Source organism: Actinosynnema sp. NPDC091369, assembly GCF_044757065.1.
Lineage (GTDB): Bacteria > Actinomycetota > Actinomycetes > Mycobacteriales > Pseudonocardiaceae > Actinosynnema.
Window position 1 is genome coordinate 714,518 of the sequence record NZ_JBIVUG010000002.1, and the last position, 25,631, is coordinate 740,148.

Sequence of the window (25,631 nt, forward strand, 5' to 3'; positions counted from 1 at the left end):
GCCCGGAACCGAGAGCCACCAGGAAGGGGAACAGTGATCATCGAAAGAGTGAATTAGCGCCACTGAATCGCGTTTCATGCACACCGAGTGAGCACAACTTCCCGTTCGGATGGTCTCGGACGGGTGACCAAATAATCGGGTTCATGGTGGGAAGGACGTCGACCGGATGTGGTGTGGCGTGGACGGGACGCGCTCGGTCCCGGGCAAGGGCGGTCCGAGGTGAACGGGGTCGGCTCGGCGACCACCCCGACCCTGGTCTCGCGGTGGCGGCACCCGAGGCCGCGGGAGGCGTCGGGGTCGGACCTGCTGAGCCGGGTGAACGCGGTGGCGGTGCTGCTGGTCGCGGTGGACGTGACGGCGGTGGCCGCGGTGGTGGTGCGGTACGCGCCGGGCGCGAGGTGGACGGCGGTGCTGGTGGCCGCGCTGCTGGGCGTGCGCGCCGCGTGCCGGCTGTACCGGCGGCGGCTGTGGCTGTCCTGGTTCCACGACCTGCCGCGCTCGGTCGGCGCGACGGCGGTGGCGTTCGCCCTGGTCACGCTGGTCGGCCTGGTCGGAGTGGTCAGCGGGCCGCCGGGCGCCGCGACGGCCGCGCAGTGGGCGGTGCTCGCGTTCGCCGCGCTGAGCGAACCGGCCCGACTGGTCGTGTTCGCGTTCGGCCGCTGGTGCCGGCGGAGGTTCCACCGCTGCGACCGCACCATCGTGGTCGGGGCGGGCAAGGTCGGGATCGACCTGGTCGGCGCGATGCAGGCGCACCCGGAGTTCGGCCTGCGCCCGGTCGGGTTCGTCGACCCCGAGCCCGCGGTGGAGCGCGCCGCCCTGCCCGTCGAGCTGATGGACGAGGACCTGGCCGACGCGATCACCCGGTTGGGCGTCGGCACGGTCGTGCTGGCCTTCTCCCACGCCCGCGAGTCGTCGGTGGTCGACTCGGCCATCACCGCGCACCGGCTCGGCTGCACCACCCTGGTCGTGCCCCGGATGTTCGAGCTCTACCAGGACGGCCCGGACATCGAGCGGCTGCGCAGCTACCCCCTGATGAGGCTGGGCACCGCGCCGACCAGCAGGCCGAGCTGGTGGGTCAAGCGCGCGATGGACGTCTTGCTGGCCGCCGTGGCGCTGGTCGTGCTCTCGCCGGTGATCGCGCTGTGCGCGCTGGCCGTGCTGGTGGAGAGCGGCCGGCCGGTGATCTTCCGCCAGGTCCGGGTCGGGATGGACGATCAGCCGTTCGTGCTCTACAAGCTGCGCAGCGTGAGGATGAACGGCGAAGACGATTCCCAAGTCACCTGGTCGGTGGTCGGAGATCGCCGGGTCGGGCCAGTCGGACGATTCCTGCGACGCACTTCGCTGGACGAACTACCCCAGTTGTGGAACATCATCCGGGGGGACATGTCCATCGTCGGACCGCGACCGGAACGACCGGGTTTCGTCCGCGAATTCTCCGCCATCCACGAGCTATACTGGGCCCGGCACCGCGTTCCCACGGGGCTGACCGGACTCGCGCAGGTGCACGGCTTGCGGGGTGACACCTCGATTGTCGACAGGTCGCGGTACGACAACTACTACATAGCCAACTGGTCCTTGTGGCTGGACGTGAAAATCCTGTTGCAGACGGTGGGTGAACTGGTGTGCCGAAGGAATCGCTGAACCGACGACGACCCCGCCGCGTGCTCGGGCTGGTGTGCGCCGCCGCGCTCCTGCTGTCGACCGCGGCCTGCACGGCGGGCGCCGCCGCCGGCCGGCCGGTCCCGCCGCCCGACCCGCTCGGGCCGCTGCCCAAGCCGCTCGCGCCGTGCGGCTGGTGGTACGGCATCGGCGAGCCGCCCACGCCCCGCGACCTGGCGTTCGCCGCGGAGCACTACAGCCTGGTGGTGCTCAACGCGACCGAGACGGCCGCCCTGCACCGGCTCAAGCAGCTCAACCCCAAGATCAAGGTGCTGGTCTACAAGGACTTCTCCAGCGCGCGCAACTACCCCGGGGCGATCGAGGGCGACGTGGACGCGCCGCTGCTGCCCACCGGCATCGGCTACTTCAAGGCGCACCGGGAGAACCCGCACTGGTTCGCGGTGGACACCCACGACAACCGGATCGAGTGGACCGTCTACCCCAAGCACTGGCAGATGACGGTCTGGGACCCGACCTACCAGAAGGCGTGGAGCGAGGCGGTCACCGCCGAGGTGGTGGCGCAGGGCTGGGACGGCGTGTTCGCCGACAACGACTTCAGCTCCCTGAAGTACTACTCGTCCGCGGTGCTCAAGGGCACGGCGGACGGGGCCGAGTCCGACCGGATGATCCGCGAGGGCATGGACGCGTTCCTCACCACGGCCGGTGACGCGCTGCACAAGGCCGGGAAGATGCTGATCCCGAACGTGTCCGAATCCCACCTGACCGCGGGACGCTGGACGGCGCACTCGCGCTACGACGGCGCGATGGAGGAGAACTTCGGCCTGCGCGACACCGGCACGGGTGAACTGCTCACGTTCAAGGGCAACGAGTGGAAGGAGCTGCGGTCCCAGGCCGCGCTCGGCGAGACGTGGCTGCTGCTGATCACCCACACCAAGGGCGCGCGGGAGGAGCGCGTCGGGTACGCCACGGCGGCGCTGCTGGCGAGCCCGTACACCTGCTGGTCCGGCGCGACCACGAAGGACTACCGCGACCCGGACTGGTCGAAGTACCAGGACGCGAAGCTGGGCGAGGCGACGGAGACGGCGAACCGGCTGCCGTCGGGCGTGTGGGACCGCCGGTTCACCGGCGGGTACGTGGCGGTCAACCCGACCGGGAAGGCCGCGCGGGTGACGCCGCCGCCCGGGTTGGTCAACGTCGACGGCGGGGCCGCCGCGCCGACCACGATCGAGGTGGCCGCCGGTGACGCCGTGATCCTGGTGAACCCGGCGGGTCCCACGACGACGGCGACCACCCCGGCGACCACCACGACCACGACGACGACGCAGCCGACCACCACCACGACGACAACGACGACGACAACGGCCGACCCGACGACCACCACCGCCGAGCCGACGACCACCACGACCACGGGCACGACCACCACCACGTCAACCACTACGACCACCACTACGTCGTCGCCGAGCCCCAGTCCGTGAGGTCGCGGTAGAGGGCGAGGTGCCGCCGCGCGCACACGTGCGGCGCGAACCGCTCCCGAGCCCGTTCGGCGAGCGACAACCCGATCCGGGCCGGGTCGGGTTCGGCGAACAACGCGCGCAGCCGGGCGGCGAGCTGGTCGACGTCGCCCGGCGCGGCCAGCGCGCCGCCCGAACCCGCCGGCCCGAGCATGTCGGCCACCCCGCCGGTGTCGGTCGCCACCACGGGTTTGCCCGCCGCCATCGCCTCGGCCACCACCAGCGGCTGCTGCTCCATCGTGGACGGCAGCACGAGCGCGTCGTGGTGCCGCAGCAGCTCCGGCACGTCGGACCGGAAGCCGAGGAACTCGACCCGCCCGTCCAACGCGCGCGCCAGCGACTCGGCCCGCGACCGCTCCGGCCCGTCACCCACCACGGTCAACGTGGCGTCCGCCGGCATCACGCCGGGCAGCGCCAACGCCGCCAGCAGCGTCGCCAACCCCTTGCGCTCCACCAGCAACCCGACGAACACCAGCCGCCGCACCGGCCCGACCGGCGGCTGCACGTGCGCGGGTTCCACGCAGTTGTCGATGTGCGCCAACCGGGCGGCGGGCACCCGCAACCGGTCCGTCAGGAACCGCCCCATCGCCGGCGCGGGCACGACCGTGCGGTGCACCGCCCGCGCCACCACGGCGTCCGCCGCCAGCACGGTCCGCGTGTACGCCGACGGCGGCACGGCCCGCGGCACGCCCCGGAACCACTCCTCCCCCACGTCGTCCGGCACGCCGTGGTAGGTCTGGATCACCTTGTGCCGCCACCGCAGCCCGGCGGTGACCAGCCCGGCCCGCCGGTCCTGCGCGTGCACCACGTCCGGCCGCCACGCCCGCACCAGCGCCCGCGCCCGCCTCCCGGCCCGGACGTCGGCCTTGTCGCCCACCTCGACCACCTCGTGGTGCCCGGCCAGCACCTCCGCGCCCCGGCGCGGCACCGGCCCGAACACCCGCACGTCCGCCTCACCGGACGCGAGCAGCGCCCGCGCCAACCGCACCGTGACGTCGACCGGCCCGCCGCTGTCCTGGGTCAGCACGTACGCGACCCGCAGCCGCCCCTTCACCGCGCACCCACCAGCACCTTGTCGACCAGCGTCGCGACCTGGTCGGCCGCCTGGCGCCGGTCGAACAGCAGCTCCACCCGCCGCCGCCCGTGCGCGCCCTCCAGGTCCGCCGCGGACGGGTCGGCGAGCCGCACCGCGACCGCCTCGGCCAACCCGGCGACGTCACCGGCCGGCAGCACCGCGCCCGCCTCGCCGACGCTCTGCCGCACGCCGCTGACCTCGAACGCCACCACGGACCGCCCGCACGCCATCGCCTCCAGCGGCACCAGCGCCATGCCCTCCTCGCGGGACGGCAGCACGACCACGTCGGCGGCGGCGTAGAAGTCGGCGACCGCGTCGTCGGCACCCCACCAGCGCACGGACTCGTCGTCGCACGACGCGCGCCACCGCTGCGCCATCGGGCCGTCGCCGACCAGCACCAGCCGCGCGTCCGGCACCTGCGCCCGCACCAGGGGCCAGGCCGCGAGCAGCTGGTCCTGTCCCTTGTAGGGCACGAGCCGACCCACGCACACCGCCGTGGGCACGTCCGGCAGCCCCAGCCGCGCCCGCGCGGCGGCCCGGTCGTCGGGCCGGAACCGCTCGACGTCCACGCCGTTGCACACGACCTCCGCCGACCCGCGCACCCCGGCGGCGCGCCCGAGGGCCAGCTCGTCGTCGCTCACGCACACCAGCTGGTGGGTCCACCGCGCCGCGACCCGCTCCCACACCCGGGCCGCCCGCGACACCGCGCCGGTGGCGCTCTGGAACGACCACATGTGCGGCTGGAACAGCGTCGGCCGACGCCCGCGCAGCACGAGCCGCCCGACCATCCCGGCCTTGGAGCTGTGCAGGTGCACCACATCGGGCTCGACCTCGCGCAGCACGCGCCGGAGCCGGACCGCCTCCCCCAGCGCCGAGGGCCCGGGGTGCCGTCCGGCCCGCCACGTCCGCACGTCCACGCCCACCTCGCGCGCGTGGTCGGCGAGCGGCCCCGGCGGGCACACCACCACCACCGACCACCCGAGGTCCCGTTGCGCGCGGACCAGGTCCAGCACCACCACCGCCACGCCTCCCGTGACGGGCTGGCTCACGTGCACCACCCTCACCGGCGGACCACCTCCCGGTTCGCCACCAGCACGACCACGCCGCACACCACCGCCAACACGACCCCTTCACCGAGCGCGGCCACCACCGAGCCGGGTGGCCCGAACACGTCACCGAGCGAGAACGACACCGCCGCGCAGCAGCCCGCCGCCGCGACGACCCCGGCGGCACCGCGGGCCAGGGCGGGCAGCGGCGGGCCGATCCCCCGCCGCGCCAACGCCCACCACGTGCACGGCACGAGCAGCCAGGCCGCCGCGACCTGGACCAGCGCGACCGCCACCACGCCGTGCCGGGTGGCCAGGAGCAGCCCGCCGACCAGCAGCGCCAGGTGGGTCACCTCCAGCGCCAGGTAGCGGCGGGCGTGCCCGGCGGCCTTGAGCACCTGGTACCACACGTGCAGCAGGCTGATCCCCAGGCCGTACAGGCACAGCAGGGCCAGCGGCACGGCCGCTCCCGACCACCGCGCGCCGAACACCACGACCCGGTCGGCCACCACCGCCGTCACCGCGTACAGCCCGCCGGTCACCGCCAGCACCGCCGCGGTGGCCCGTCCGACCACGTCGGACAGCGGTTCCCCGCCCCGGACCAGCTTGGCGCACAACGGCAGCACCACGCCGCCGATGACGACCGCGACGAGGATGTACGGCACCCAGGCGATCCGGTACGCCAACGAGTACACGCCGACCGCCTCCGGCCCGTGCACCCGCGCGATGGCCAGGTAGTCCACGTTGATCAGCAGCACGGCGACCAGCGCGCCCGGCCCGACCACCGCGATCCAGCGCAGCGCCTCGGCCGCCGCGCCCGCGTCCCACCCTGGACGCACTCGCACGCCCACCAGAACGCCCAGCGCGGGTTGCGCGACCGCCGTGCACAGCAGACCGATCACCAGCGAGTGCGGTCCGGCGCCGGTCACCGCGAGCGCGACCGTCACCGCCGCGCCGAGCACCGCGCCGCCCGCGTCGGGCAGCAGCCGGCGCCGGAAGTCCAGGTCGCGGTGCAGCAGCCCCATCTGCACGCCGGCCACCGCCGAGAACGGCAGGCTCACCGCCGCCAGCCGCAGCAGCGGCGCGGCCGACGGCGCGTCCAGCGCGTGCGCGACCCCGTCCGCCGCGAGCACCAGCGCCGCCGCCAGCACCGCGCCGGTGCCCGCGCTGAGCACGAGCAGCGTGCCCGCCATCCGGCGCGGGTCGCGCTCGGTGCGGCTGACCACGTCGTAGACGCCCATCGACTGGATCACCTGGCCGATGTTGACCAGCGCCACGGCCAGCGCCACCAGTCCCAGGCCCTCCTCGGTGAGGAACGCGGCCAGCACCAGCGTGACGGCCATCTGGCTGCCCTTGCCGACCAGGTTGACCAGGAACAGCCACAGCGAGCCGCGCACGGCCCGCCGGCCGACCGCGGTCACGTCCGGACCGTGCCGACGGCCGAGCACCGGCGGGTCGCCGCGAACACCACGGCCGACGCCCACGCCACCACGACCGCGACGCCGTCGACCGTCACGTCCACCCGCGCGCCCGACACCTCCCGGATGGCCTGGCTGACGAAGTGCAGGTGCGCGAACGGGACCAGCAGCAGCACCACCGACAGCCCGAGGCGCCAGTCGCGCTCGCACCTGCGCCCCCACCACACCACGCCCACCGCCACCAGCGACGGCACGGCGATCAGCACGTCACCGGGCTGGTGCACGATCGCCGCCACCACCGCCAGGCACGTCAGCAGGTCCGCGGCGGCGGGCTGGCCCATCCGGTCCAGCCGGCGCACCAGCACCGCGCTGGCCACCAGCACGCCCACGAGCACCACCGGTTCCGCGCCGCCGGGCAGCCAGCCCGTGACGCGGTAGAACACGGCCGCGACGTCGACCCGCTGCGCCGTCATCGAGTCCACCGCCCCGTACGCGGTCTCGCCGGCGTGCGCCAGGTTCACCGCGATGACGTCCAGGAACGGGCCCACGCCGCCGCCGCGCACCACCAGCGGCACCACCGCGACCAGGCTGGCCAGCGCCGCGACCGCCGTGCCGGTCACCGCCACCCGCTGCGACCCGCGCACGAACAGCAGCACCGCGAGCGGCAGGCCGAACTGGGGTTTGAGCCACGCCAGCGCCAGCGCGACGGCCGCCCACTTCGGCGCGTCGCGGCGGGCCAGCAACGCGCCCGCCGCGCCGACCGCGATCAGCGGGTTCACCTGGCCGACGTACAGCTGCGCCTTGCCGACCTGGCTGAGCACGAGCAGGGTCGCGATCACCGCCGTGCCCAGCGCCAGGGGCACGTGCGGCCGCAACCGGCCCGCCGCGAGCACCGCCAGGGCGACCAGCAGCACCAGCGACGCCAGCGTGAACGCCACCGCGCCGACCCGGTACCCCGGCAGTGCGAACGGCGCGTGCAGCACCAGGTGGTAGGGCTGGTAGAGGTTGAACGCCTGCCGCACCGGCCAGTGCTCGAACATCGTCGCCGGCAGGTACGGGTTGCCGCCCGCCAGGAACTCGCGGATCGGGAAGTACAGCGCGTCCCGGAAGTCCTGGAGCCGTTCCTCGGGCAGGTTGGCCCACGTGGGGACCGGCGCCTGCCACGACGGCCGCAGCGCGCGCCACGCCGCCACCGCGCCGATCACGGCCACCAGCGCGGTCAGCACCCGCGCCTTGTCCTTCACCACCATGGTCTTCAGCACGTCACCACCGCCACCAGGGTCGCCGTGGTCGGCAGAGCGCCGACCACCGTCGCCAGCTCGTCCTGCGGTCCGCCGTCCGGCACGACCGCGATCACCGCGTCGCCGTCGGCGGGCTCGCCGGTCTTGTCCGGCAGCTCGGCGGCCAGCTCCTCGGCGCGGTCGGCCAGGCCCGGCACCACGGCGACCACGCGCGCGGGCCGTGCCGACGCCTCGCACAGCAGCGCCAGCCGTCGCACCAGGTCGGGGTCGTCGTCGGGCAGCACCGCCACCGGTCGTCGCACGCCACCGGCGGTGAGCGCGGCGCGCACCAGGTCGCGGGGCCGGGTCCGGCGCAGGTGGCCGACGGCGTGCGCGGCCAGGCCCGCCAGCACGCCCGCGATCACCGCCAGGCCGTAGGCCAGCGGCCGGTCCGGCGCGACCTGCGTGGTCTCGGGCCGGTCGAGCAGGCGCAGCCGGGCGACGGGCGCGAACAGGTCGGCGTCCACCACGGTCTGCGCGATCCGGGTCGCGGCCTGCGCGGCCCGGTCGGCGGTCTCGGCCCGCACCGACAGCCGGGCCAGGCCGGACGCGGGCACCAGCTCCACGGACACGCGGCGCGCCAGGTCGTCGGTGGTGGTGCCCAGCTCGGCGGCTGCCGCGCGCAGCACCGTCGGCGTGCGGGCCACCTCGACCAGCGCGGGCAGCGACAGCGCGACGACCTCGCCGAAGCCGCCGGGAGGGGGTTGCTCCGGGTCGCCGACGGCCGGGACGGCGAGCAGGCCGACGCGGCTCTCGTACTCCTTGCCCGCGACCTCGACGGCCACCACCACGGCGACCGCGACCAGCAGCGCGATCGCGAGGCTGAGCGCGAGGGGGCGCTTCAGGGCGGCCGGGACGCGCAGGTCGCGCAACACGCTCAGATCCATCAGGACGCTCCTATCGCGGTGCGCAGCAGTTCGTCGTAGGACCGCATCAGCAGACGCGGGTCGTGCTCGCGGCGCACGGACGCCAGGCCCTCCTCGGCCAGCCGGGCGCGCGCGGCGGGGTCGAACAGCAGCGTCCGCAGCGCGTCGGCCGTCGCGCCCGGGTCGCGGCGCGGCACCACCAGCCCGCCGCCACCGGCCAGCGCCTGCCGCACGCCGTCGACGTCGGTGGCCACGACCGGACGCCCGGCGGACAGCGACTCCAGCACCGCGATCGGCATGCCCTCCCAGTCGCTGGTGAGCACGGTGACGTCGGCGGCGGCGAGCAGGTCGGGCACGTCGCACCGGTTGCCCAGGAACCGGACCCGGTCGTCGACGCCCAGCTCGGCGGCGCGCTGCCGCAGCTCGTCGCGGAGGCTGCCGTCGCCCGCGAGCCACAGCACCGCGTCGCCGTCCACCTTCGCCCACGCCTCCAGCAGCACGTCGTGCCGCTTCTGCGGTTCCAGCCGGGCCGGGCACAGCGCGACCGGCGCGTCCGGCGCGACGCCGTGCACCGCGCGGACCGCGGTGCGGTCCACCCGTTCGGGTTGCGGGAACACCGCGTTCGGGATCACCACCGGGTCGGGCACGCCCGCCGCGCGCAGCCGGTCGGCGGTGGCGTCGGCGACCGCGACGACCGTGCGCGAGGTGCGCTTGAGGATGCGCGCCGCGCCCGTGTAGTCGGTGTCCGCGACGCCGTGGAACACCGTCAGCAGCGGCAGCCTGCGCGGCAGCACGGCCAGGCGGGCGACCAGGCTGGCCGACACGTTGTGCGCCAGCACGACCTGCGGCCGGAAGGCGCGGATCGCGGCCTTGGTGGCCGTGGTCGCGCGCAGCACGCCGGTCGCCCGGCGCTGGGCCACCGGCACGGTGAACGTCGGCACGCCGCACGCGCGCAACGCCTCGGCCCGGTGCCCGCCGCCGCTGGCCACGGCCGACTGCCAGCCGTACTGGGCGCCGGACCTGGCCATCCCGGCGACGAGCGCTTCGGCGCCGCCGGTTCCCATCTCACTGATCACGTGGAGCACACGCAACGTCGCTCGTCCTCCTCAGACGCAGGTCGGTCGCGGCCACGACCGCGACCAGCGACCACAACGGCAGGTAGTACTGCTGGGACAGGAAGGTCGAGGCGACCACGACGGCGATCAGGGACGCCTGCACGGCGAGCACCGGCATCGGGTCGGGGGTGGTGCGGCGCACGCGTTCGCCGACCACGGCGGTGAGCGCCAGGAGCGCGATGAACAGGGCGAAGCCGGGCACGCCCAGTTCGGCGGCGACCTCCAGGTACATGTTGTGCGCCACGGGGGTCTGCTCGTCGATCTCGGCGTTGTGGGAGGCGGCCGGGTAGCCCTCGCGGAACCCTCCGGGCCCGACGCCGAGGGCGGGGTGGTCGGCGACCATCCGGGCGGCGGCCTGCCAGCGCAGCTCGCGGGTGTCCACGTTGGTCCCGGCGACGTGCGTCTTCTCCCGCACCGCCCGGTCCAGCTCCGGGCCGGCGAACAGCACGGCGGCCACGCCGAGCACGGCCAGCGCGGCGACCCCGCCCGCCAGCGCCCGCAGCGGCAGCGCGCGGCGGGCCAGCAGCCACGCCACGGCGGCGGTGAGGGCGAGCGCGCCGCCCCGGGAGAACGTGGCCGCCGCGCCGGCCGCGAGGACGACGGCCGCCACGGGGGTCAGGACGCGGTGGCGCAGCGCGACCAGCAGCGGCAGCGCGGCGACGAGGAAGTAGGCGAGGTCGTTCGGGTCCTCCAACGGCCCGGCGGCCCGGGTCTGCCCTTCGACGACCATGCCGAGCAGCGCGCCCGCGGCGGCGACGAGGGCTCCGGCCACGGTGGCGGCGAGCACCACCCGGACCGGCACCTCGCGGGACACCACGTCGATCAGCACCACGGCGACCGCCAGGAACGGCAGCCAGCGCAGGGCGTACCCGGTCGCGTACGGGCCGCCCGCGTGCACCGCCCAGGACGCGAGCAGCACGACCGCGAGCGCGGCGAGGACCAGGTGCGCGGGGTGCGGCTCGGGCGCCCGGCGTTGCCGCGCGCGCAGCACGGCCCAGGTGGCGACGAGCAGCGCCGGCGGCACCTTGGCCAGGTGGCCGTGGACCTGGAAGAGGTAGCCCTCCAGCGGCGCGACGAACACCGTCGCGCACGTCAGGGCCCGCACCAGCCAGGTCATCCGCCGCACCGCGCCAGCAGGCCCGTGTCGTGCTCGCGCAGGCCCGCGTCCAGCCGGTCGACGTGCGCGCCGGTGCCGATGACCTCGAAGTGGTGGGCTCGCAGCGCGCCGAGCACCCAGCCCAGGAACTCGACCTTGCGCGCGCCGGGCACCGCCATGCCGGGGAAGAACTCCATGCCGGGCGCTTCGGCCGCGCCGAGCACGTCCGTGGGGTGCAGCAGCAGCGACGGCTGGACGCCGCGCGCCCGGCACAACCGCAGTGCCGCGGTGAAGTACGCGCGGGCCAGCCGCGGCGAGAGCTGGTGCAGTTGCAGCAGGTACGAGCCGTGGATGGGCACGCGCAGCAGCGGCATGGTGGTGACCGGCAGCTCGACCAGGCCCGTGCCGACGCGCCAGCGGTAGGCCCGGTTGGGCGCGCGGACCCGGGCGAAGCCGCCGAACAGGTCGCGTTCGCCGCCGGTCGGCGCGGTGCGGTTGTGGTAGGCGCGGGCGAGCGGGCCGATCCAGGTGGGCAGGGTGCTGGCGTCGTAGCGGTACCCGCGTTCGGCGAGCAGTTCCAGCAGGTCGCGGGTGACGCTGTAGCCGGGGCCGCGGAAGCCGGTCGGCCGGGGCGCGCCCGCGGCGACGATGGCGTCCTCGGTGCGGGCGAGCTCGGCTTCGAGCCGGTCGCGGGTGTAGCGGTGCAGCCAGGGTTCGTGGCCGTAGGAGTGGTTGCCGATCTCGTGGCCGGCGGCGGCGATGTCGGCGACGGCCCGCGCGCCGTCGTCGCGCTCGGCGTCCGCGCCGACGACGAACACCGTGGTGGTGAGGCCGTGCTCGCCGAAGACCTCCAGCAGGCGCGGCACGGCGGTGCCCAGGAAGCTCGGCCGGCGTTCCCAGCCGGGGTCGCCGTGGGTCTTGAGGTAGGCCCAGAGGTTGTCGAGGTCGAGGGAGACGCTGGCGGTGTTCACCGGGCGGCCTCCGCCGGGGTCTTGGCGAAGCGGTCGGCGTAGCCGAGCAGCAGGACGCCGCACACGACGAGCCCGACGCCCAGCGCGACCCACCACTCGCGGCCGGGGGTGATCCGGTCGCCGAGGGCGGCGATGCCGATGATCGAGGTGATCACGACGGTGGTGGCGTCCATGGTGGCCACGGTCGAGGTGGCCGAGCCGCGGCGCAGGGCCAGCGCGAGGTAGGACTGGCCGACGAGCGCGGCGGCGATCATCAGCCACGCCAACGGGTACAGCGGCAGGGTGAGCAGCGGTTCGTCGGCCAGGGTGCGGCTGGTCATGGCCACCACGGCGAACGCCAGGCCGGCGAGCGCGGCCAGCGGCACGACGCCGCCGACCCGCCGCTGCACCAGGACGAGCGCGACCACGGGGAGTCCGAACAGGACGATGCCGAGCCCCTGGGGCACGTCGTGCGCGGCCGAGGGGGTGGCCGCCGCGACGAGCAGCACCAGCCCGGCCGCCATCACCACGAGCACCACGACCTCGATCGCGCGGACCCGCCAGCCGAGCACGGCGATGCCGAACAGGGTCGCGAGGCCCACCGCGCACGACGACCCGGCCTGGACCAGGTAGAGGGGCAGCTGGGCGCGGGCCAGGAACGCCAGCGCGAACCCGCCGACCTGGCCCGCGAAGCCGAGCAGGTAGAGCCGGTCGCGGGCGAGCCGGGCGAGCAGCCCCAGCCCGCCGCCTCCTTCGACGGCGCGCCGGGACGCGATCGACTGGGCGACGACGCCCAGCGCGTACAGCACCGCGGACGCGGCGAGTTCGAGGTAGCCAGTCACGCGACCCTTCCCCTGGAGATAACGGCCCGTGGAGACAGCCGGCGCGCGGAAGCGGTCGGTGTGATCCCGATATCGGAAGGGCAGCGTAGAACCCGCAGGTCGCCGACACGTTCGAGCGATAGGCGACTACACGATCGAGCGATCTTCCTGATTACACAACGACATCGCACGTTCAGGTGACCACTCAGGACTCCGCGCGCGTGGGCGACGACGGCCCGAGTTGCCGGATCGGCAACTTTGTTTGCCGACCGACCGGGGGTGTCCGGAGGATCGGGGGCATGGATGCGACTGAGGAGTACTGGGAGACGTTCTACCGCGACCGGGACCAGGTCTGGACCGGCAAGCCCAACGAGCTGCTGGTCCGGGAGGTGGCGCACCTGAGCCCCGGCACGGCGCTGGACCTGGGCTGCGGCGAGGGCGGCGACGCGTTGTGGTTGGCCGAGCAGGGGTGGCGGGTGACCGCGGTGGACGTGTCGACCGTCGCGCTGGCCAGGGGCGCGGCGCGGGCCACCGAGCGGGGTGTGGCCGCGCGGATCGACTGGCAGCGGCACGACCTGGCGCGCTCGTTCCCGACCGGGGTGTTCGACCTGGTGTCGGCGCAGTTCCTGCACTCGTCGGTGGCGGCGGAGGGCGAGCGGGAGGGCATCCTGGCGCGGGCGGCCGAGGCGGTCGCGCGCGGCGGGGTGCTGCTGGTGGTCGGGCACGCCGGGTGGCCGACCTGGTTGCGGGACAACCCGCCGGTGGAGGTCGTGTTCCCTACCAACGCCGACGTGCTGGCCTCGCTGCGGCTCGGGCCGGAGTGGGTGGTGGAGGTGGACGAGTCGGTCGAGCGGGAGATCACCGGGCCCGAGGGCCAGCACGGGACGCGGTCGGACTTCGTGCTGCGGATCCGGCGCGGTTAGGGGCGGTGCGGTCAGGGGCGGCGCGGTCAGGGGCGGCGCGGTCAGGGGCGGCGCGGGCCGGTATCGGGTGGTCCGGTGTCGTCAAGCGACCGTGCCGCGCTCGTGCAGAGCGGGCAGGCGCAGGCGCTCGCGGGTCGTTTCGTCGAACCCGTCCAGGAAGTCGTGCAGCGCGTCGGCGAGGTGGTCCAGCGAGCGCACCGCGTACAGCACCGGCTGGTACCCGGCCGCCACGTAGGCGGTGTCCACGACGCGTTCGACGGACCACGGCCTGATCTCGGCGCGGTGCAGCCGGCCCAGTTCGCCGTACGAGGACAGCAGCGCCGCCCCGTACGCCCTCGGCCGTCCCCGCTCGTGGGCGACGCCGTACTCCAGGGTGAACCAGTACACGCGGCTGATCAGGTCCAGGGCGTCCGCGCTGTCCACTCGGGACGCCGCCGCGCCGACCAGCCGGTAGAGGTCGGCGAACCAGGGCGACGACAGGTGCGTGCCGTGGCCGTACACGTCGTGCACGACATCGGGCTCCGGTGTGTAGAGGGGCATCGCCGGGTGCCGGACGTACTGCACCGCGTGGAAGTAGCCGCGAGCCATCGCGCCGAGGAACCGCTTGTCCGGCACCAGTCCGCCGGCGAGGGTGAACCGGAACCCGGTCAGCGCGTGGAGGCGGTCGCCGACCTCGGCGTGCTGCGGCACGTGGTCGGCGGGGATGGGCGCGGCGTCCCGGGCTTCCAGCACGCGCCGGCACACCGTGCCCTCCTGGACCACCGCCAGCGCGGCGTGCACCCGCCGCCAGGTCTCGTGCTCCTGCTCGGTGTAGGTGACCGGCGGCGAGGGCGCACCCACCTCGTGCCCCTCGGCCGCCGCCACGATCGCCTCACGGCGGCGCAGGTACGCGGGATCGCTCAGGCCGGGGTGCAGCCGCGCGTCGCCCAACCTCCCGTCCCGCGCCACCGGCGTCCGCGCGGGCACCTCGATGGTTTCGCTCGTCATGCACGGGGCGTACCCGGCCCGTCCCGCCGACACGCGACCGACGGACGCCACTCACCCCGTCAGGTGACGTCGGCCGGGCGGTGGCGAGCTGATCGGTGACGGCCGCGTCCGACGACCGAGCGGTCACCGCTCAATCGGACTTCATTCTACACTGAAGCGATAGTGAGTGGTGTCGCCGACAGGACCGGCGAGGACCGACCGTCAGAGGCGGGCGAGCAGGGTGGTCAGGGCTTGGCCCAGCGGCAGGTCGACGCGCACGGTCGCGTGGGGGTCGCCCCTGGTCTCGCCCTGGTTGACGATGAGGACCGGCTTGCCCGCGGCGGCGGCGTGGCGGACGAAGCGCAGGCCCGACATGACGGTCAGCGACGAGCCGAGCACGAGCAGCGCGTCCGCGGCGTCCACCAGCCCGTAGCACCGCTCGACCCGCTGCCGGGGCACGTTCTCGCCGAAGAACACCACGTCCGGCTTGAGCACCCCGGTGCCGCAGTCGGCGCAGTCGACCAGCCGGAACGACCGCACCTCGTGCTCGGGCAGGTCCACGTCGCCGTCCGGGTTGATCCGGGTCGCGGTCGCCTCGAACGCGGGGTTGGCGGCGCGGAAGCGGCGGTCGAGGTCCTCGCGGGCGCTCACCGCGCCGCAGTCCAGGCAGATCACCCGGTCGAGGCTGCCGTGCAGCTCGACCACGTCCGGCGTGCCCGCGGCCTGGTGCAGGCCGTCGACGTTCTGCGTGATGACGCCGGAGAGGTGGCCGCGGGCGTGCAGGTCGGCGACGGCGCGGTGCCCGGTGTTGGGCGCGGCGCGGGCGATGGTCCGCCAGCCGAGGTGGCTGCGCGCCCAGTACCGGCGCCGACCGGCGGCGCTGCCGACGAACTCGTCGTAGGTCATCGGGGTGTGCTTGCGCAGGCTGCCGGACGCGCCCCGGTAGTCCGGGATGCCGGACTCGGTGGACAGGCCGGCGCCGCTGAGCACCAGCACCCGCCCTCCGGCGAGCACCCGCACGACCTCGTCCAGGCTGGTCGTGCGCGGCAGCGGCGCACCGGTCGGCGTCCAGCTCAGCGTCGGCCGTGTGCGCATGGCCCCCACTTTACGTGCGGCCGGGGGCCGGGCCCGTGGACTCGCGGACCACCAGTTCCGGCGGGCGGACGTCGACCGGCGCGGGGTCGACCTCCCCGAGCGAGGCGAGCAGCACGCGGGCCGCCGCGCGGCCCAGCCCGACCAGGTCCTGCCGGACCGTGGTGAGCTGGGGGTAGACCAGCTCGCCGAGCGGCAGGTCGTCGTGGCCGATCACGGACAGCTCGCCGGGCACGTCGACGCCCAGCCGGCGGGCCGCGCTCATGCCGGCCACGGCCATGGAGTCGTTGGCGAACAGCACGGCGGTCGGGCGGCGCCGGTCGGCCAGCAGCGCGCCGATCGCGTCCACCGCGCCGGCGGCGGTGAAGTCGGAGACGAGCGAGTGGCTGGGCGTGAGGTCGTGCGCGGCCAGGGCGTCCTCGACCACGCGCCGCCGGTGCACGGTGTGCACCCGGTCCTCGGGGCCGGAGACGTAGGCGATCCGGCGGTGCCCGTGCCCGACCAGGTGCCCGACGGCCGCGCGGAGGCCGTCGCCCAGGCCGGTGGCCTGCACCGACGGCACCGGGTCGGCGCGCCACGGCGTGCCGATCAGCACGGCGTTCACGCCGAGGGTCCGCAGCAGCTCGAACCGGGTGTCGCCGATCCGGCTCTCGGTGAGCACGACGCCGTCCACCCGGCGTTCGTCGGCCAGCCGGCGGTAGGCGGCCTCCTCCGCGCTGGGCTCCTCGCCGACGATGTGCAGCAGCAGGCCGTACCCCAGCGGGGACAGCTCGCCCTCGATGCCGGAGATCAGCAGGGTGAAGTGCGGGTCGGCGCTGAGCAGGTCCGGCGAGCGCTTGGCGACCATGCCGATGGCGCGGGTCTTCGCCGAGCGCAGGGCGACGGCGGCGGCCGACGGGGTCCACCGGAGCTTGCTCGCGGCGGTGAGGACGCGGTCGCGGGTGGCCGCGGAGATGCTGCCCTTGCCGTTGACGACCTTCGACACGGCCGCCACCGACACCCCGGCTAGGGCGGCGACGTCGGTGATCGTCGGCTTGCGACCTGACACCCGGCAAACGTTACACCGGCCGACCACCGGACCTCGACAGACACGTGGTTAAACGATATACCTGGGCCATGCAGCGCAACTCCGCCAAGCTCGCCGGCCCGGACATCTGGGTCGGGGTCAACTACTGGTCGCGGACCGGCGGTCCGCTGATGTGGCGCCACTACGACCCCGCCGTGGTGGACGAGGAGCTGCGGGTGATGCGCGACCACGGGATCGAGCTGACCCGCAGCTTCTTCTACTGGCCCGACTTCATGCCGACCGAGCACTCGCTGGACGGCGAGCTGCTGGCCCGCTACGACGACTTCCTCGACCGGCACCTCGCGCTGGGCATGCGGACCATCCCGACGTTCGTCGTCGGGCACATGTCGGGCCAGAACTGGGACCCTGCGTGGCGCAACGGCCGGGACGTCTTCACCGATGAATCGTTCCTGGACCGGCAGCGCTGGTACGTGCGCGAGCTGACCGGCCGGTGGCACGACCACCCGGCGGTGGCGGGGTGGCTGCTGAGCAACGAGATCCCGATCTACGCCGACTGGCGGTCCCGGGGCATCGGCACGCTGGACGCGGACGCGGTGACGGCGTGGGCGGCGGCGCTGATCTCGGAGGTCCAGGCGGCGGGGGCGACGCAGCCGGTGTCGATCGGCGACGGCGCGTGGGGCGTGGAGGTCACGGGGCTGGACAACGGCTTCCGGGTCCGCGACCTGACACCGCTGATCGACTTCCACGGTCCGCACGTCTACCGGATGGACGACGACCAGGTGCGGCTGCACCTCGGCGCGGCGTTCGTGTGCGAGCTGCTCGACATCGGCGGCAAGCCGGTGGTCGTGGAGGAGTTCGGGGTGACGTCGGACTACGTGTCGGAGGAGAACGCCGCGCACTACTACCGGCAGGTCCTGCACACGACGTTGCTGGCGGGCGCGACCGGCTGGATCCCGTGGAACAACACCGACTACGACGACCTGGCCGACCAGGAGCCGTACCGGCACCACCCGTTCGAGATGCACTTCGGGCTCACCGACTCCACCGGGCGGCCGAAGGCGCAGCTGCGGGAGGTGCGCGACTTCACGGAGGTGTTGCGGCGCACGGACTTCGCGCGGCTGCGGCGGCCGGACACGTCGATCGTGTTGCTGGTGTCGTCGTTCCTGGAGGCGCGCTACCCGTTCACGCAGCCCGAGGACGCGACCAGTGTGGTCAACAACGCGCGGCAGGCGTACATCGCGGCGCGGGAAGCCGACCTGCCGGTGGGGGTGGCGCGCGAGCTGGACGGCGTGCCGGACGACTGCGCGCTGTACCTCGTGCCGTCGGTCAAGCAGCTCACCGCGCCCACGTGGCGGACGTTGGTGGAACGCGCCGAGGCGGGCGCGGTGGTGTACGCGTCGTACTTCGTCGGCGAGCACCGGACGCAGCGCGGACCGTGGTGGCCGAAGCTGGACGAGACGTTCGGCGTGGTGAAGCAGCTGCGGTACGGGCTGGTCGACCCGATCGAGGACGACGAGCTGCGGATGGTGTTCCAGCGCGACTTCGGCGGCATCGGCGCGGGCGAGGAGCTGGTGTTCCGGGTCGGCGGGACGGCCGAGTCGCGCGCGTTCCTGCCGGTCGTGCCGAACGGGGCGGAGGTGGTCGCGGTGGACGGGCACGGGCGGCCCGCGCTGCTGCGGCACCGGGTCGGCGACGGGTGGCTGGTGCTGTGCACGTACCCGGTGGAGCACATGGCCGCGATGACGCCGCGGGTCAACCCGGAGCCGACGTGGCGGCTGTACGCGGCGCTGGCGGAGGTGGCGGGCGTGCCGCCGCGGGTGCGGGTGGGCGACCCCTCGGTGCTGACGGGGGTGATGGAGCACTCCGTCGACGGGCGGGTGTTCGCGTGGTTCGTGAGCCAGCACCCGTCACCCGTGGTGGTGCGGCCGGTGGTGGCCGGCGGGTCGCTGGTGGGGCTGGACGGCTCGCCGTCGGACGCGGTGGAGCTGGGTGCTTTCGGTGTGTTCGTCGGGGAGGTGCTGGGATGAGGATCGCGGCGGCGGAGGTCGTGGTGACGTGCCCGGGGCGGAACTTCGTCACGCTCCGGATCACCACCGAGGACGGGATCACCGGACTGGGTGACGCCACGCTCAACGGGCGCGAGCTGGCGGTGGAGGCGTACCTGCGCGAGCACGTCGTGCCGCTGCTGATCGGTCGGGACGCGTCGGCGATCGAGGACACCTGGCAGTACCTGTACCGGGGCGCGTACTGGCGGCGCGGTCCGGTGACGATGGCCGCGATCGCCGCCGTCGACACGGCGCTGTGGGACATCAAGGCCCGCGCCGCCGGGATGCCGCTGTACCAGCTGCTCGGCGGGGCGTGCCGGGTCGGGGCGCTGGCGTACGGGCACGCGTCCGGGCGCGACCTGCCGGAGCTGTTCGACTCGATCCGGCTGCACCTGGAGCTGGGGTTCCGGGCGATCCGGGTGCAGACCGGCATCCCCGGGCTGGACACGGTGTACGGGGTGGCGGCGTCCGCGGCGGGCGGCCGTGACCGGTACGACTACGAGCCGGCGCGGCCCACGGCGTTGCCGGTGGAGGAGAGCTGGGACACGCGGGCGTACCTGCGGCACGTGCCCTCGGTGTTCGAGGCGGTGCGGTCGGAGTTCGGCCCGTCGTTGCCGCTGCTGCACGACGGCCACCACCGGATGACCCCGATCGAGGCGGCGCGGTTGGGCAAGGCGCTGGAGCCGTACGACCTGTTCTGGCTGGAGGACGCCACGCCCGGCGAGGACCAGGCGGCGTTGCGGTTGATCAGGCAGCACACCACCACGCCGCTGGCGATCGGCGAGGTGTTCAACTCGATCCACGACTACACCACGCTGCTCGGCGAGCGGCTGATCGATTACGTCCGCTCGGCGGTCACCCACACCGGTGGCGTGACGGCGTTGAAGAAGGTGCTCGACTTCGCCGCCGTGTACGGGGTCAAGTCCGGCATGCACGGGCCGACCGACATCTCACCGGTCGGCATGGCCGCCGCGCTGCACCTGGACCTGGCCGTGCACAACTTCGGCATCCAGGAGTACATGCGGCACACGCCGGAGACGTTGGAGGTGTTCCGGACGTCCTACACGTTCGCGGACGGCCTGCTGCACCCGTCCGACGCCCCGGGCCTGGGGGTGGAGCTGGACCTGGACGCCGCGTCCCGCTTCCCCTACCGCGCCGCGTACCTGCCGGTGAACCGGCTGGCGGACGGAACGGTGCACGACTGGTGAGCGGGGTGTGTACGCCGTAGACCGACTTCGTGCACGTTGTAAACGTGACGGACACGGTCGAGCGGTTGGCGGCGGCGTTGGCGATCCTGGTCGACGAGGGCGCGCAAGCGGTGACGATGCGGCGGGTGGCGGCGGAGGCCGGGGTGACCGCGATGGCCACCTACCGGCACTTCGCGAGCCGCGAGGCGCTGCTGCGGTCCGTCGTGGACGGTGCGGTGGCGGAGTCGGTCGCCGGGTGGGGCGGGTTGGGCGCGGGGTTGCCGTTCGGGCGGCGGGTCGAGGTGCTGGCGGACGCGTTCCTCGACTTCGCGCTGGACCGGCCGAACCTCTACCGGTACCTGGCGACCGAGCGGCGGGACGACGCGTTGCGGTTCCCGGACGACTTCCGGGCCGGCGGCTCGCCCGCGTTCGCCCCGGTGTTCGCGGCGGTCGAGCAGGCCATCGGGGACGGCGTGCTGCGCGCCGACGACCCGCTGGAGGTCACGTCGGCCATCACCACGCCGGTCGTCGGCCTGCTCCAGTTCTACCTCGGCGGCCGGATGGACATGCCCGAGAACGACTTCCGCGCGCTGTGCAAGCGCACCACGGGTAGGGTCCTCAATGGACTTATCGCGTAAGGTCCTGCTGCCGGCCGGGATGTGCTCGGCCGTCCTGTTCCACTTCGGCACCGGGCCGGCACCGGTCCCCTGGCTGGCCTGGCTCGCACCGCTGCCCGTGCTCCTCGTCGCCCCGCGAACCTCCGCCCGCACCGCCGCCGCCCTCGCGTTCGGCTCCTGCCTGCTGGGCCCGACGAACTCCTGGTCGTTCTCCGCCCACTCCCACGACCTGCCGCTGTGGCCGTGGGGCGTCGCCGTCACGGTCGGCATGGCGGCGACGTTCGCCCTGGCCACCGCGCTGTTCCGGGCGTTGCTGACCCGCGGCCGCACGCTGCTCGCCGTGACGGCGCCACCGGCGGCCTGGACCGCGGTCCTGTACGGCGTGGCGACGCTCAACCCCACGGGCATCATGGGCACGTTGGCGACCACGCAGGCCGACGTGCCGCTCATCGCGCAGCTCGCCGCGCTCACGGGCGCGTGGGGCGTCGAGTACCTGGTCCTGCTGGTGCCCGTGGCGGTCGCCGCCGCGCTGACCGAGCGGGACGTGCGGATCGTCGGGTTCGCCGGGCTCACCCTCGCGGCCGTCGTGATCCCCGGCGGGGTCCGGCTCACCCAGGACGACGGGCCGACCCAGCGGGTGGCGCTGGTGGCGGGCAACCACCACGGCTGGGGCACCGACCTGGGCACACCGGCCGGACCGGAGCTGGTCGCCGGCTACGCGCGGCAGATCGAGGCCCTGCCCGACGGGGTGCGGCTCGCGGTGCTGCCGGAGGGCGCGTTCGGCGCGCACGAACCCCGCCCGGCCGCGCTGTTCGACCCCCTGGCCCGACTCGCCCACGCGCAGGACGTCGACATCGTCGTCGGGTTCGCGCAGTGGACCGACGGCCGGAAGTACAACTACGCCTTGACGTTCCCGGCGTCCGGTGGCGAGCCCGTGCGGTACCTCAAGCAGCACGACACGGTCAGTCCCGCCGGGCACGACCTCACGATCCTCGGCACGACCGGTGTCCTGGTCTGCGGCGACGTCAACCACCGCGACCCGGCTTCCGCCTACGCGACGGCGGGTGCGCGCTTGCTGGCGGTCCCGGCGTCCGACGAGGACGACAACGGGTGGCAGCACAGCCGCACGGCGTTGCTGCGCGGCGTCGAGAACGGGGTGGCGGTGGTGTGGGGCGGTCGGCAGACGCGGCTGATGGCGTCCGACGCCCGCGGGCGGGTGGTCGCCGAGGCGGTCACCGGCGGAGCGGAGCCGTTCACCACCGTGGTCGCGGACGTGCCGGTCGGTGCCGGTCCCACCCCCTACGCGCGGCTCGGCGACTGGTTCGCGTGGCTGTGCGTGGCGGCGGCGGTGGCCGGCGCGGTCAGGGCCCGATCCGGGGCGCGGTCCCCTTCAGGCCCTCCTGCCGGATCTCCACTCCCCCGTCGGTGAACGTGAGCTCGCAGCTCAGGTCGACCACGCGGAACCGCCCGTCGGGCAACGGGGTCAGCGGCAGCGGCGGTTGGCCCGCCACGGTCGCGGTCAGGTGGCCGTCGGTGGACCCGACGCGGATCAGGTAGTCCTCGCGCAGCCGGTAGACGCCGGTCACCGCCACCGCCTCCACCCGGCGCGGCCGGCCGTAGTGGACCTCGGCCGCGGCGACCACGGCGGACAGGACCTCGTGCGCGGCGTCGTTGTTCGTCATCACGGCGACGCTCGCCCCCGTGTCCGGCCAGGTGAACGACCAGCAGCAGTACCCGGCGTTGCCGCCGGTGTGCCCGAACCGGAGCCGGCCGCCGTGCTCGTCGACGTGCGTGCCCAGCCCGTACCCGCCGGGCACCTGCGGGGTGAGCATCCGCTCGGCGAGGTCGCGGGACAGCAGGCCGGACCCGCCCGCCGCGGCGCGGGCGATCTCGGAGCCGAGCAGGGTCAGGTCGGACGGGGTGGTCCACAGGCCCGCGCCGGCGCGTTCGGGCTGCACCCGCCACCCGCCGGGCAGCGGCGTCCCGGACAGGTGGTGGCCGATCGCCACGTCCGACCGGCGGTGCGGGAACTCCTGGTCGAAGCTGCTGTCGGCCATGCCGAGCGGGTCGAGGACGGTGGCCGCCATGAGCTCGGCGAACCCGGTCCCGGTGACGTCCTCGAGCAGTTGCTCCAGCACTGCGTAGTGGCTGCCGGAGTAGCGGAACGCGCTGCCCGGCAGCAGGCTCACCCGCACCGGCGGCGAGGTGGCGGGCGGCTCGCCGGCCAGCACCTGCCGCAACGTGGGCAGCGATTCGTCCGGCCGGAAACCCCGGAACCAGTTGTAGGTCAGGCCCGCCGTGTGCGCCAGCAGCTGCCGCAGGGTGATCACGGCCCGACGGCCGCCGGTCTCCGGCACGCGCCACGACGTCAGGTAGGCGTCCACGTCCTCGTCGAGGTCCAGCACGCCCTGGTCGACCAGCCGCAACGCCCCGAACGCGGCGACGTGCTTGCTGATCGACGCGGCCTGGAACAGCGTGCGCGGCCCGGCGCCGAAGCCGCCCGCCCAGTGCCCCGCGCCGTCCTGTCCCGCGCCGTCCTGCCGCACGGCCACGCTGACCGCCGGCACGTCGTACAGCCGCATCAGGTCGACCAGGTGCACCCGGTCCGGCGACGGGAGCCGCCACCCCGACTGCCGTTCCAGCGCGGTCAGCACCTCGGGCCACTCGTCCGGTCGCACCACGACACCACCCCCCGGCCCTCCACCGTAGCGGCGGCCGGTACCCGGTCAGAACCGGAACGCGGCACGCACCACCGCGCCGTCGAACGGGCGGTTCCCGGACTGGACCGGCATGGCGTCCGGCGGGCGCGGGCCGACCAGCGACGCCGCTTCGGCGGGCAGCCCGACCCACTGGTCGGCCACGCTCACCTCCAGCGGTGCGCCGGGGTCCAGCTCGCAGGTGATCTCCCGGCCGACCGGGCCGTACAGCTCCAGCGCCGAGCCGGGCAGGTCGGTCGCCCCGAGGCGACAGCCCCGCACGCCCCGGTCGGACAGCGTCACGTGCGTCCGCCACGCCCGGGCGTGGGGCGTGACGCGGAACGTCACGGTCCGCACCGACGCGTCGGTCGAGGTCACCACCGTCGCGGTGGGCGCGGGCAGGGCCAGGTCGGGTGCGTCGGCGCGCATCATCGGCTCGGCGGACACCGGGTGCGCCGAGCCCACCCGTTCCGGGTCCTGCCCCAGCACCCGCGAGGTCCACTCGTCGGGTTCCGGATCGGGCGACAGCCAGCTCGTCCGGCCGCCGTCGGCGTCCTGGAGGTAGATCAGCGAGTCGGGGCGCGGCTCGTCCGGCGCGAAGCCGAACCGCGCGGTCCCCAGCGCGAGCAACGCCACCGCCACCGCCGTGACGCCGAGCGCGGGCCACCACGAGCCCGTGGTCAGCAACGGCAGCAGCAGCACGCCCGCCAGCACGCCGAACACCACCGCCACCGCGCTCGACGGCATGCCCAGCGCCACCGCCATCGTGCCGACCAGCGGCGGGAAGATCGCCGCCGCCACCAGCGGCGGGAGGAACGCGGCCCGCGTCGCCCACAAGGCGGGCAGGCCGGCCAGGAGGGTCCACTGGAACAGGAAGCTCGCGCCCGGCACCGCCACCGCGGACACCGCCAGCAGCACGGCCGTCACCACCAGCACCCCGGCGACCACCTCGTCCGCCGACCACCGCCGCGCCACGCGTGCCGCCGCGACCAGCGCCGCCAGCCCCAGCACGCAGAACCCGGCCACGAACCAGCCGCGCTCGTGCGGCTCCGACAGCGCCAGGAAGCCCAACCCGGGCCGCACCGCCGCCACCAGCAACCACGCCCCGAACGACACCACCCCTGCCACGACCACCGCGCCGACCGCCACCCCGGCCACCGCCACCACGCCCCGCCACCGCAGCCGTCCCCGACGCACACCCAGGACCAGCAGCAGTGCCAGGGCCGGCACCGTCAGGACGGCCAGCGCCACGGCCAGCCAGGTCGGGTAGCGCACGAGCACGCGGGAGAACAAATCGAAGTACACCGCGTCACCGCCGCGTACCCGCAGGTCCCGGTCGCCCAGCACCCGCACCAGGCCCACCATCGTCTCGCCGTGGTGCTGCACGCTGCCCCGGTCCAACCGCTCCACGTCGTCGTACGGCGAGTGGTAGTCGCGCACGTGCTCGATGAACGCGCTGTTCAGCCCTCGCGCCCCCGCGTCCCGGAACACGGTGAAGTCGCTGTAGTTCGGCATCCGCCGGTACACCTCGTAGGCGAACGAGTTCGCGATCGGCCTGCTGCTCGCCCCGCCGAACGCCGACACGAGCGGCGCGTTGTCGTCCCCCGTCTGGAACATCCACACCGGCCCGCCGCTGCCCCGCGCCTCCCAGTTCAGCACCGCGCCGACCCCGTCGACCCCGTTGCGCCGCACGTAAGCCTGCGCGCCGAGCGTCCCGGCCTCCTCGCCGTCGGTGAACAGGAACACCACGTCGTTGCGCACACCGCCGCTCGACGTCAACGCCCGCAGCGCCTCCAGCATCGCCGCCACCGCCGCGCCGTCGTCGGCCGCCCCCGGGCCGGTCGGCACGGAGTCGTGGTGCGCGACCAGCAGCAACGCCTTGCCGCCGCTGACCGACGGGTCGGTGCCGCGCACGCGGGCCACGACGTTGTGCGCGGTGGCGACCCGGAGCACGCCCCGCCACGGCCGGACGACGTCGTCGGACTCCACCGACACCTCGGCGCCGAAGCCTCGGGCGGTGTCGGCGATGTAGTCCCGGACGCGCTCGTTGTCGGCCGAACCGATCGGGTGCGGGCGTTGCGCGACGGCCCGCAGGTGCTGCTCGGCGCGCCCGGCGGCGAACTCCGCCGGCGGGGCGTCCGCCACCGGCGCGGGCGGGCGGAACGCGAGCACGGCCAGCACGCCCACCACGGCGATCACCGTGAGCGGGACCAACACCCGGCGGATCATCGGCAGACCCTAACCCGGCGCAAACCCGTTCGACAGGGCCCGGAGCGCGGC

General features: G+C 74.5%; 21 protein-coding genes. 7 read left to right on the forward strand and 14 right to left on the reverse strand.

From position 1 onward, the window contains the following. Positions 1-219 precede the first annotated feature (219 nt). Complete coding sequence (locus ACIQMJ_RS11365; protein ID WP_499760836.1) at positions 220-1,641, forward strand: sugar transferase; 1,422 nt, start codon at positions 220-222, stop codon at positions 1,639-1,641. Next, complete coding sequence (locus tag ACIQMJ_RS11370; protein ID WP_499760837.1) at positions 1,623-3,095, forward strand: putative glycoside hydrolase family 15 protein; 1,473 nt, start codon at positions 1,623-1,625, stop codon at positions 3,093-3,095. The genes ACIQMJ_RS11365 and ACIQMJ_RS11370 overlap by 19 nt, the downstream gene beginning before the upstream one ends. Here ACIQMJ_RS11370 and ACIQMJ_RS11375 read toward each other — a convergent pair. The 9 genes from ACIQMJ_RS11375 to ACIQMJ_RS11415 are packed head-to-tail and all read right to left on the reverse strand — an operon-like array spanning position 3,067 to position 12,819. Continuing rightward, positions 3,067-4,185 carry a glycosyltransferase family 4 protein gene (locus tag ACIQMJ_RS11375; RefSeq protein WP_499760838.1) on the reverse strand — a complete coding sequence of 373 codons (1,119 nt, stop codon included), beginning with the start codon at positions 4,183-4,185 and terminating at the stop codon, positions 3,067-3,069. The genes ACIQMJ_RS11370 and ACIQMJ_RS11375 overlap by 29 nt on opposite strands. Continuing rightward, positions 4,182-5,255, reverse strand: a complete 1,074-nt coding sequence (locus tag ACIQMJ_RS11380) for a glycosyltransferase (protein WP_499760839.1) — start codon at positions 5,253-5,255, stop codon at positions 4,182-4,184. The genes ACIQMJ_RS11375 and ACIQMJ_RS11380 overlap by 4 nt, the downstream gene beginning before the upstream one ends. A gap of 11 nt (positions 5,256-5,266) precedes the next feature. Beyond that, a complete protein-coding gene (locus ACIQMJ_RS11385) occupies positions 5,267-6,673 on the reverse strand; it encodes an oligosaccharide flippase family protein (protein ID WP_499760840.1) in 1,407 nt (468 codons plus the stop codon). Further along, the gene (locus tag ACIQMJ_RS11390; protein ID WP_499760841.1) at positions 6,670-7,932 is read right to left on the reverse strand and encodes a glycosyltransferase 87 family protein; all 1,263 of its coding nucleotides are present in this window, start codon (positions 7,930-7,932) and stop codon (positions 6,670-6,672) included. The genes ACIQMJ_RS11385 and ACIQMJ_RS11390 overlap by 4 nt, the downstream gene beginning before the upstream one ends. Further along, on the reverse strand, positions 7,926-8,837 hold the full coding sequence (locus ACIQMJ_RS11395; protein WP_499760842.1) for a YveK family protein: 912 nt from the start codon (positions 8,835-8,837) through the stop codon (positions 7,926-7,928). The genes ACIQMJ_RS11390 and ACIQMJ_RS11395 overlap by 7 nt, the downstream gene beginning before the upstream one ends. Beyond that, positions 8,837-9,880, reverse strand: coding sequence for a glycosyltransferase (locus ACIQMJ_RS11400; protein WP_499760843.1), 1,044 nt, complete (start codon positions 9,878-9,880; stop codon positions 8,837-8,839). The genes ACIQMJ_RS11395 and ACIQMJ_RS11400 overlap by 1 nt, the downstream gene beginning before the upstream one ends. A gap of 1 nt (position 9,881) precedes the next feature. Beyond that, positions 9,882-11,048: an O-antigen ligase family protein gene (locus ACIQMJ_RS11405; RefSeq protein WP_499760844.1), complete on the reverse strand. Its 1,167-nt coding sequence runs from the start codon at positions 11,046-11,048 to the stop codon at positions 9,882-9,884. Beyond that, complete coding sequence (locus ACIQMJ_RS11410) at positions 11,045-11,998, reverse strand: polysaccharide deacetylase family protein (protein WP_499760845.1); 954 nt, start codon at positions 11,996-11,998, stop codon at positions 11,045-11,047. The genes ACIQMJ_RS11405 and ACIQMJ_RS11410 overlap by 4 nt, the downstream gene beginning before the upstream one ends. Next, a complete protein-coding gene (locus ACIQMJ_RS11415) occupies positions 11,995-12,819 on the reverse strand; it encodes a DMT family transporter (protein ID WP_499760846.1) in 825 nt (274 codons plus the stop codon). Before ACIQMJ_RS11415 ends, ACIQMJ_RS11410 begins: the two co-directional genes overlap by 4 nt. A gap of 278 nt (positions 12,820-13,097) precedes the next feature. On the opposite strand from ACIQMJ_RS11415, the gene ACIQMJ_RS11420 reads away from it, so the two are divergent. Beyond that, positions 13,098-13,721 (forward strand): SAM-dependent methyltransferase, encoded by a 624-nt coding sequence (locus ACIQMJ_RS11420; RefSeq protein WP_499760847.1) that lies wholly within the window; start codon positions 13,098-13,100, stop codon positions 13,719-13,721. 81 nt (positions 13,722-13,802) lie between these two features. On the opposite strand, the gene ACIQMJ_RS11425 is transcribed toward ACIQMJ_RS11420, so the two are convergent. The 3 genes from ACIQMJ_RS11425 to ACIQMJ_RS11435 all read right to left on the reverse strand — a co-directional run bounded on the left by ACIQMJ_RS11425 (position 13,803) and on the right by ACIQMJ_RS11435 (position 16,827). Continuing rightward, positions 13,803-14,708, reverse strand: coding sequence for a phenylalanine 4-monooxygenase (locus tag ACIQMJ_RS11425; protein ID WP_499760848.1), 906 nt, complete (start codon positions 14,706-14,708; stop codon positions 13,803-13,805). Between the two features lie 201 nt (positions 14,709-14,909). Next, a complete protein-coding gene (locus tag ACIQMJ_RS11430) occupies positions 14,910-15,782 on the reverse strand; it encodes an NAD-dependent protein deacetylase (RefSeq protein WP_499760849.1) in 873 nt (290 codons plus the stop codon). Between the two features lie 10 nt (positions 15,783-15,792). Beyond that, positions 15,793-16,827: a LacI family DNA-binding transcriptional regulator gene (locus tag ACIQMJ_RS11435; RefSeq protein ID WP_499760850.1), complete on the reverse strand. Its 1,035-nt coding sequence runs from the start codon at positions 16,825-16,827 to the stop codon at positions 15,793-15,795. A 68-nt stretch (positions 16,828-16,895) separates the two neighbouring features. On the opposite strand from ACIQMJ_RS11435, the gene ACIQMJ_RS11440 reads away from it, so the two are divergent. From ACIQMJ_RS11440 to ACIQMJ_RS11455, 4 genes are read left to right on the forward strand one after another with little or no spacing between them, the layout of a single operon-like run. Next, positions 16,896-18,833: a cellulase family glycosylhydrolase gene (locus ACIQMJ_RS11440; RefSeq protein ID WP_499760851.1), complete on the forward strand. Its 1,938-nt coding sequence runs from the start codon at positions 16,896-16,898 to the stop codon at positions 18,831-18,833. Then, the gene (manD, locus tag ACIQMJ_RS11445; protein ID WP_499760852.1) at positions 18,830-20,059 is read left to right on the forward strand and encodes a D-mannonate dehydratase ManD; all 1,230 of its coding nucleotides are present in this window, start codon (positions 18,830-18,832) and stop codon (positions 20,057-20,059) included. The genes ACIQMJ_RS11440 and manD overlap by 4 nt, the downstream gene beginning before the upstream one ends. Positions 20,060-20,103: 44 nt before the next feature. Then, the gene (locus tag ACIQMJ_RS11450) at positions 20,104-20,676 is read left to right on the forward strand and encodes a TetR/AcrR family transcriptional regulator (RefSeq protein WP_499760853.1); all 573 of its coding nucleotides are present in this window, start codon (positions 20,104-20,106) and stop codon (positions 20,674-20,676) included. Then, positions 20,660-22,084 carry a nitrilase-related carbon-nitrogen hydrolase gene (locus ACIQMJ_RS11455; RefSeq protein WP_499760854.1) on the forward strand — a complete coding sequence of 475 codons (1,425 nt, stop codon included), beginning with the start codon at positions 20,660-20,662 and terminating at the stop codon, positions 22,082-22,084. Before ACIQMJ_RS11450 ends, ACIQMJ_RS11455 begins: the two co-directional genes overlap by 17 nt. Here the strand turns inward: ACIQMJ_RS11455 and ACIQMJ_RS11460 are convergent. Continuing rightward, positions 22,017-23,336 carry a serine hydrolase domain-containing protein gene (locus ACIQMJ_RS11460; protein WP_499760855.1) on the reverse strand — a complete coding sequence of 440 codons (1,320 nt, stop codon included), beginning with the start codon at positions 23,334-23,336 and terminating at the stop codon, positions 22,017-22,019. The two genes, ACIQMJ_RS11455 and ACIQMJ_RS11460, sit on opposite strands and share 68 nt — an antisense overlap. A gap of 45 nt (positions 23,337-23,381) precedes the next feature. Continuing rightward, entirely contained in the window at positions 23,382-25,580 is a 2,199-nt protein-coding gene (locus ACIQMJ_RS11465; RefSeq protein ID WP_499760856.1) for a M20/M25/M40 family metallo-hydrolase, read from the reverse strand. Positions 25,581-25,631 lie beyond the last annotated feature (51 nt).

Excerpts from the sequence above, each read along its gene's own strand:
- ACIQMJ_RS11395 (WP_499760842.1), bottom strand. The coding sequence starts at position 8,837 with ATGGATCTGAGCGTGTTGCGCGACCTGCGCGTCCCGGCCGCCCTGAAG.
- ACIQMJ_RS11400 (WP_499760843.1), bottom strand. The coding sequence starts at position 9,880 with ATGGGAACCGGCGGCGCCGAAGCGCTCGTCGCCGGGATGGCCAGGTCC.
- ACIQMJ_RS11405 (WP_499760844.1), bottom strand. The coding sequence starts at position 11,048 with ATGACCTGGCTGGTGCGGGCCCTGACGTGCGCGACGGTGTTCGTCGCG.
- ACIQMJ_RS11420 (WP_499760847.1), top strand. The coding sequence starts at position 13,098 with ATGGATGCGACTGAGGAGTACTGGGAGACGTTCTACCGCGACCGGGAC.
- ACIQMJ_RS11425 (WP_499760848.1), bottom strand. The coding sequence starts at position 14,708 with ATGACGAGCGAAACCATCGAGGTGCCCGCGCGGACGCCGGTGGCGCGG.
- ACIQMJ_RS11430 (WP_499760849.1), bottom strand. The coding sequence starts at position 15,782 with ATGCGCACACGGCCGACGCTGAGCTGGACGCCGACCGGTGCGCCGCTG.
- ACIQMJ_RS11440 (WP_499760851.1), top strand. The coding sequence starts at position 16,896 with ATGCAGCGCAACTCCGCCAAGCTCGCCGGCCCGGACATCTGGGTCGGG.
- manD (WP_499760852.1), top strand. The coding sequence starts at position 18,830 with ATGAGGATCGCGGCGGCGGAGGTCGTGGTGACGTGCCCGGGGCGGAAC.
- ACIQMJ_RS11455 (WP_499760854.1), top strand. The coding sequence starts at position 20,660 with ATGGACTTATCGCGTAAGGTCCTGCTGCCGGCCGGGATGTGCTCGGCC.
- ACIQMJ_RS11465 (WP_499760856.1), bottom strand. The coding sequence starts at position 25,580 with ATGATCCGCCGGGTGTTGGTCCCGCTCACGGTGATCGCCGTGGTGGGC.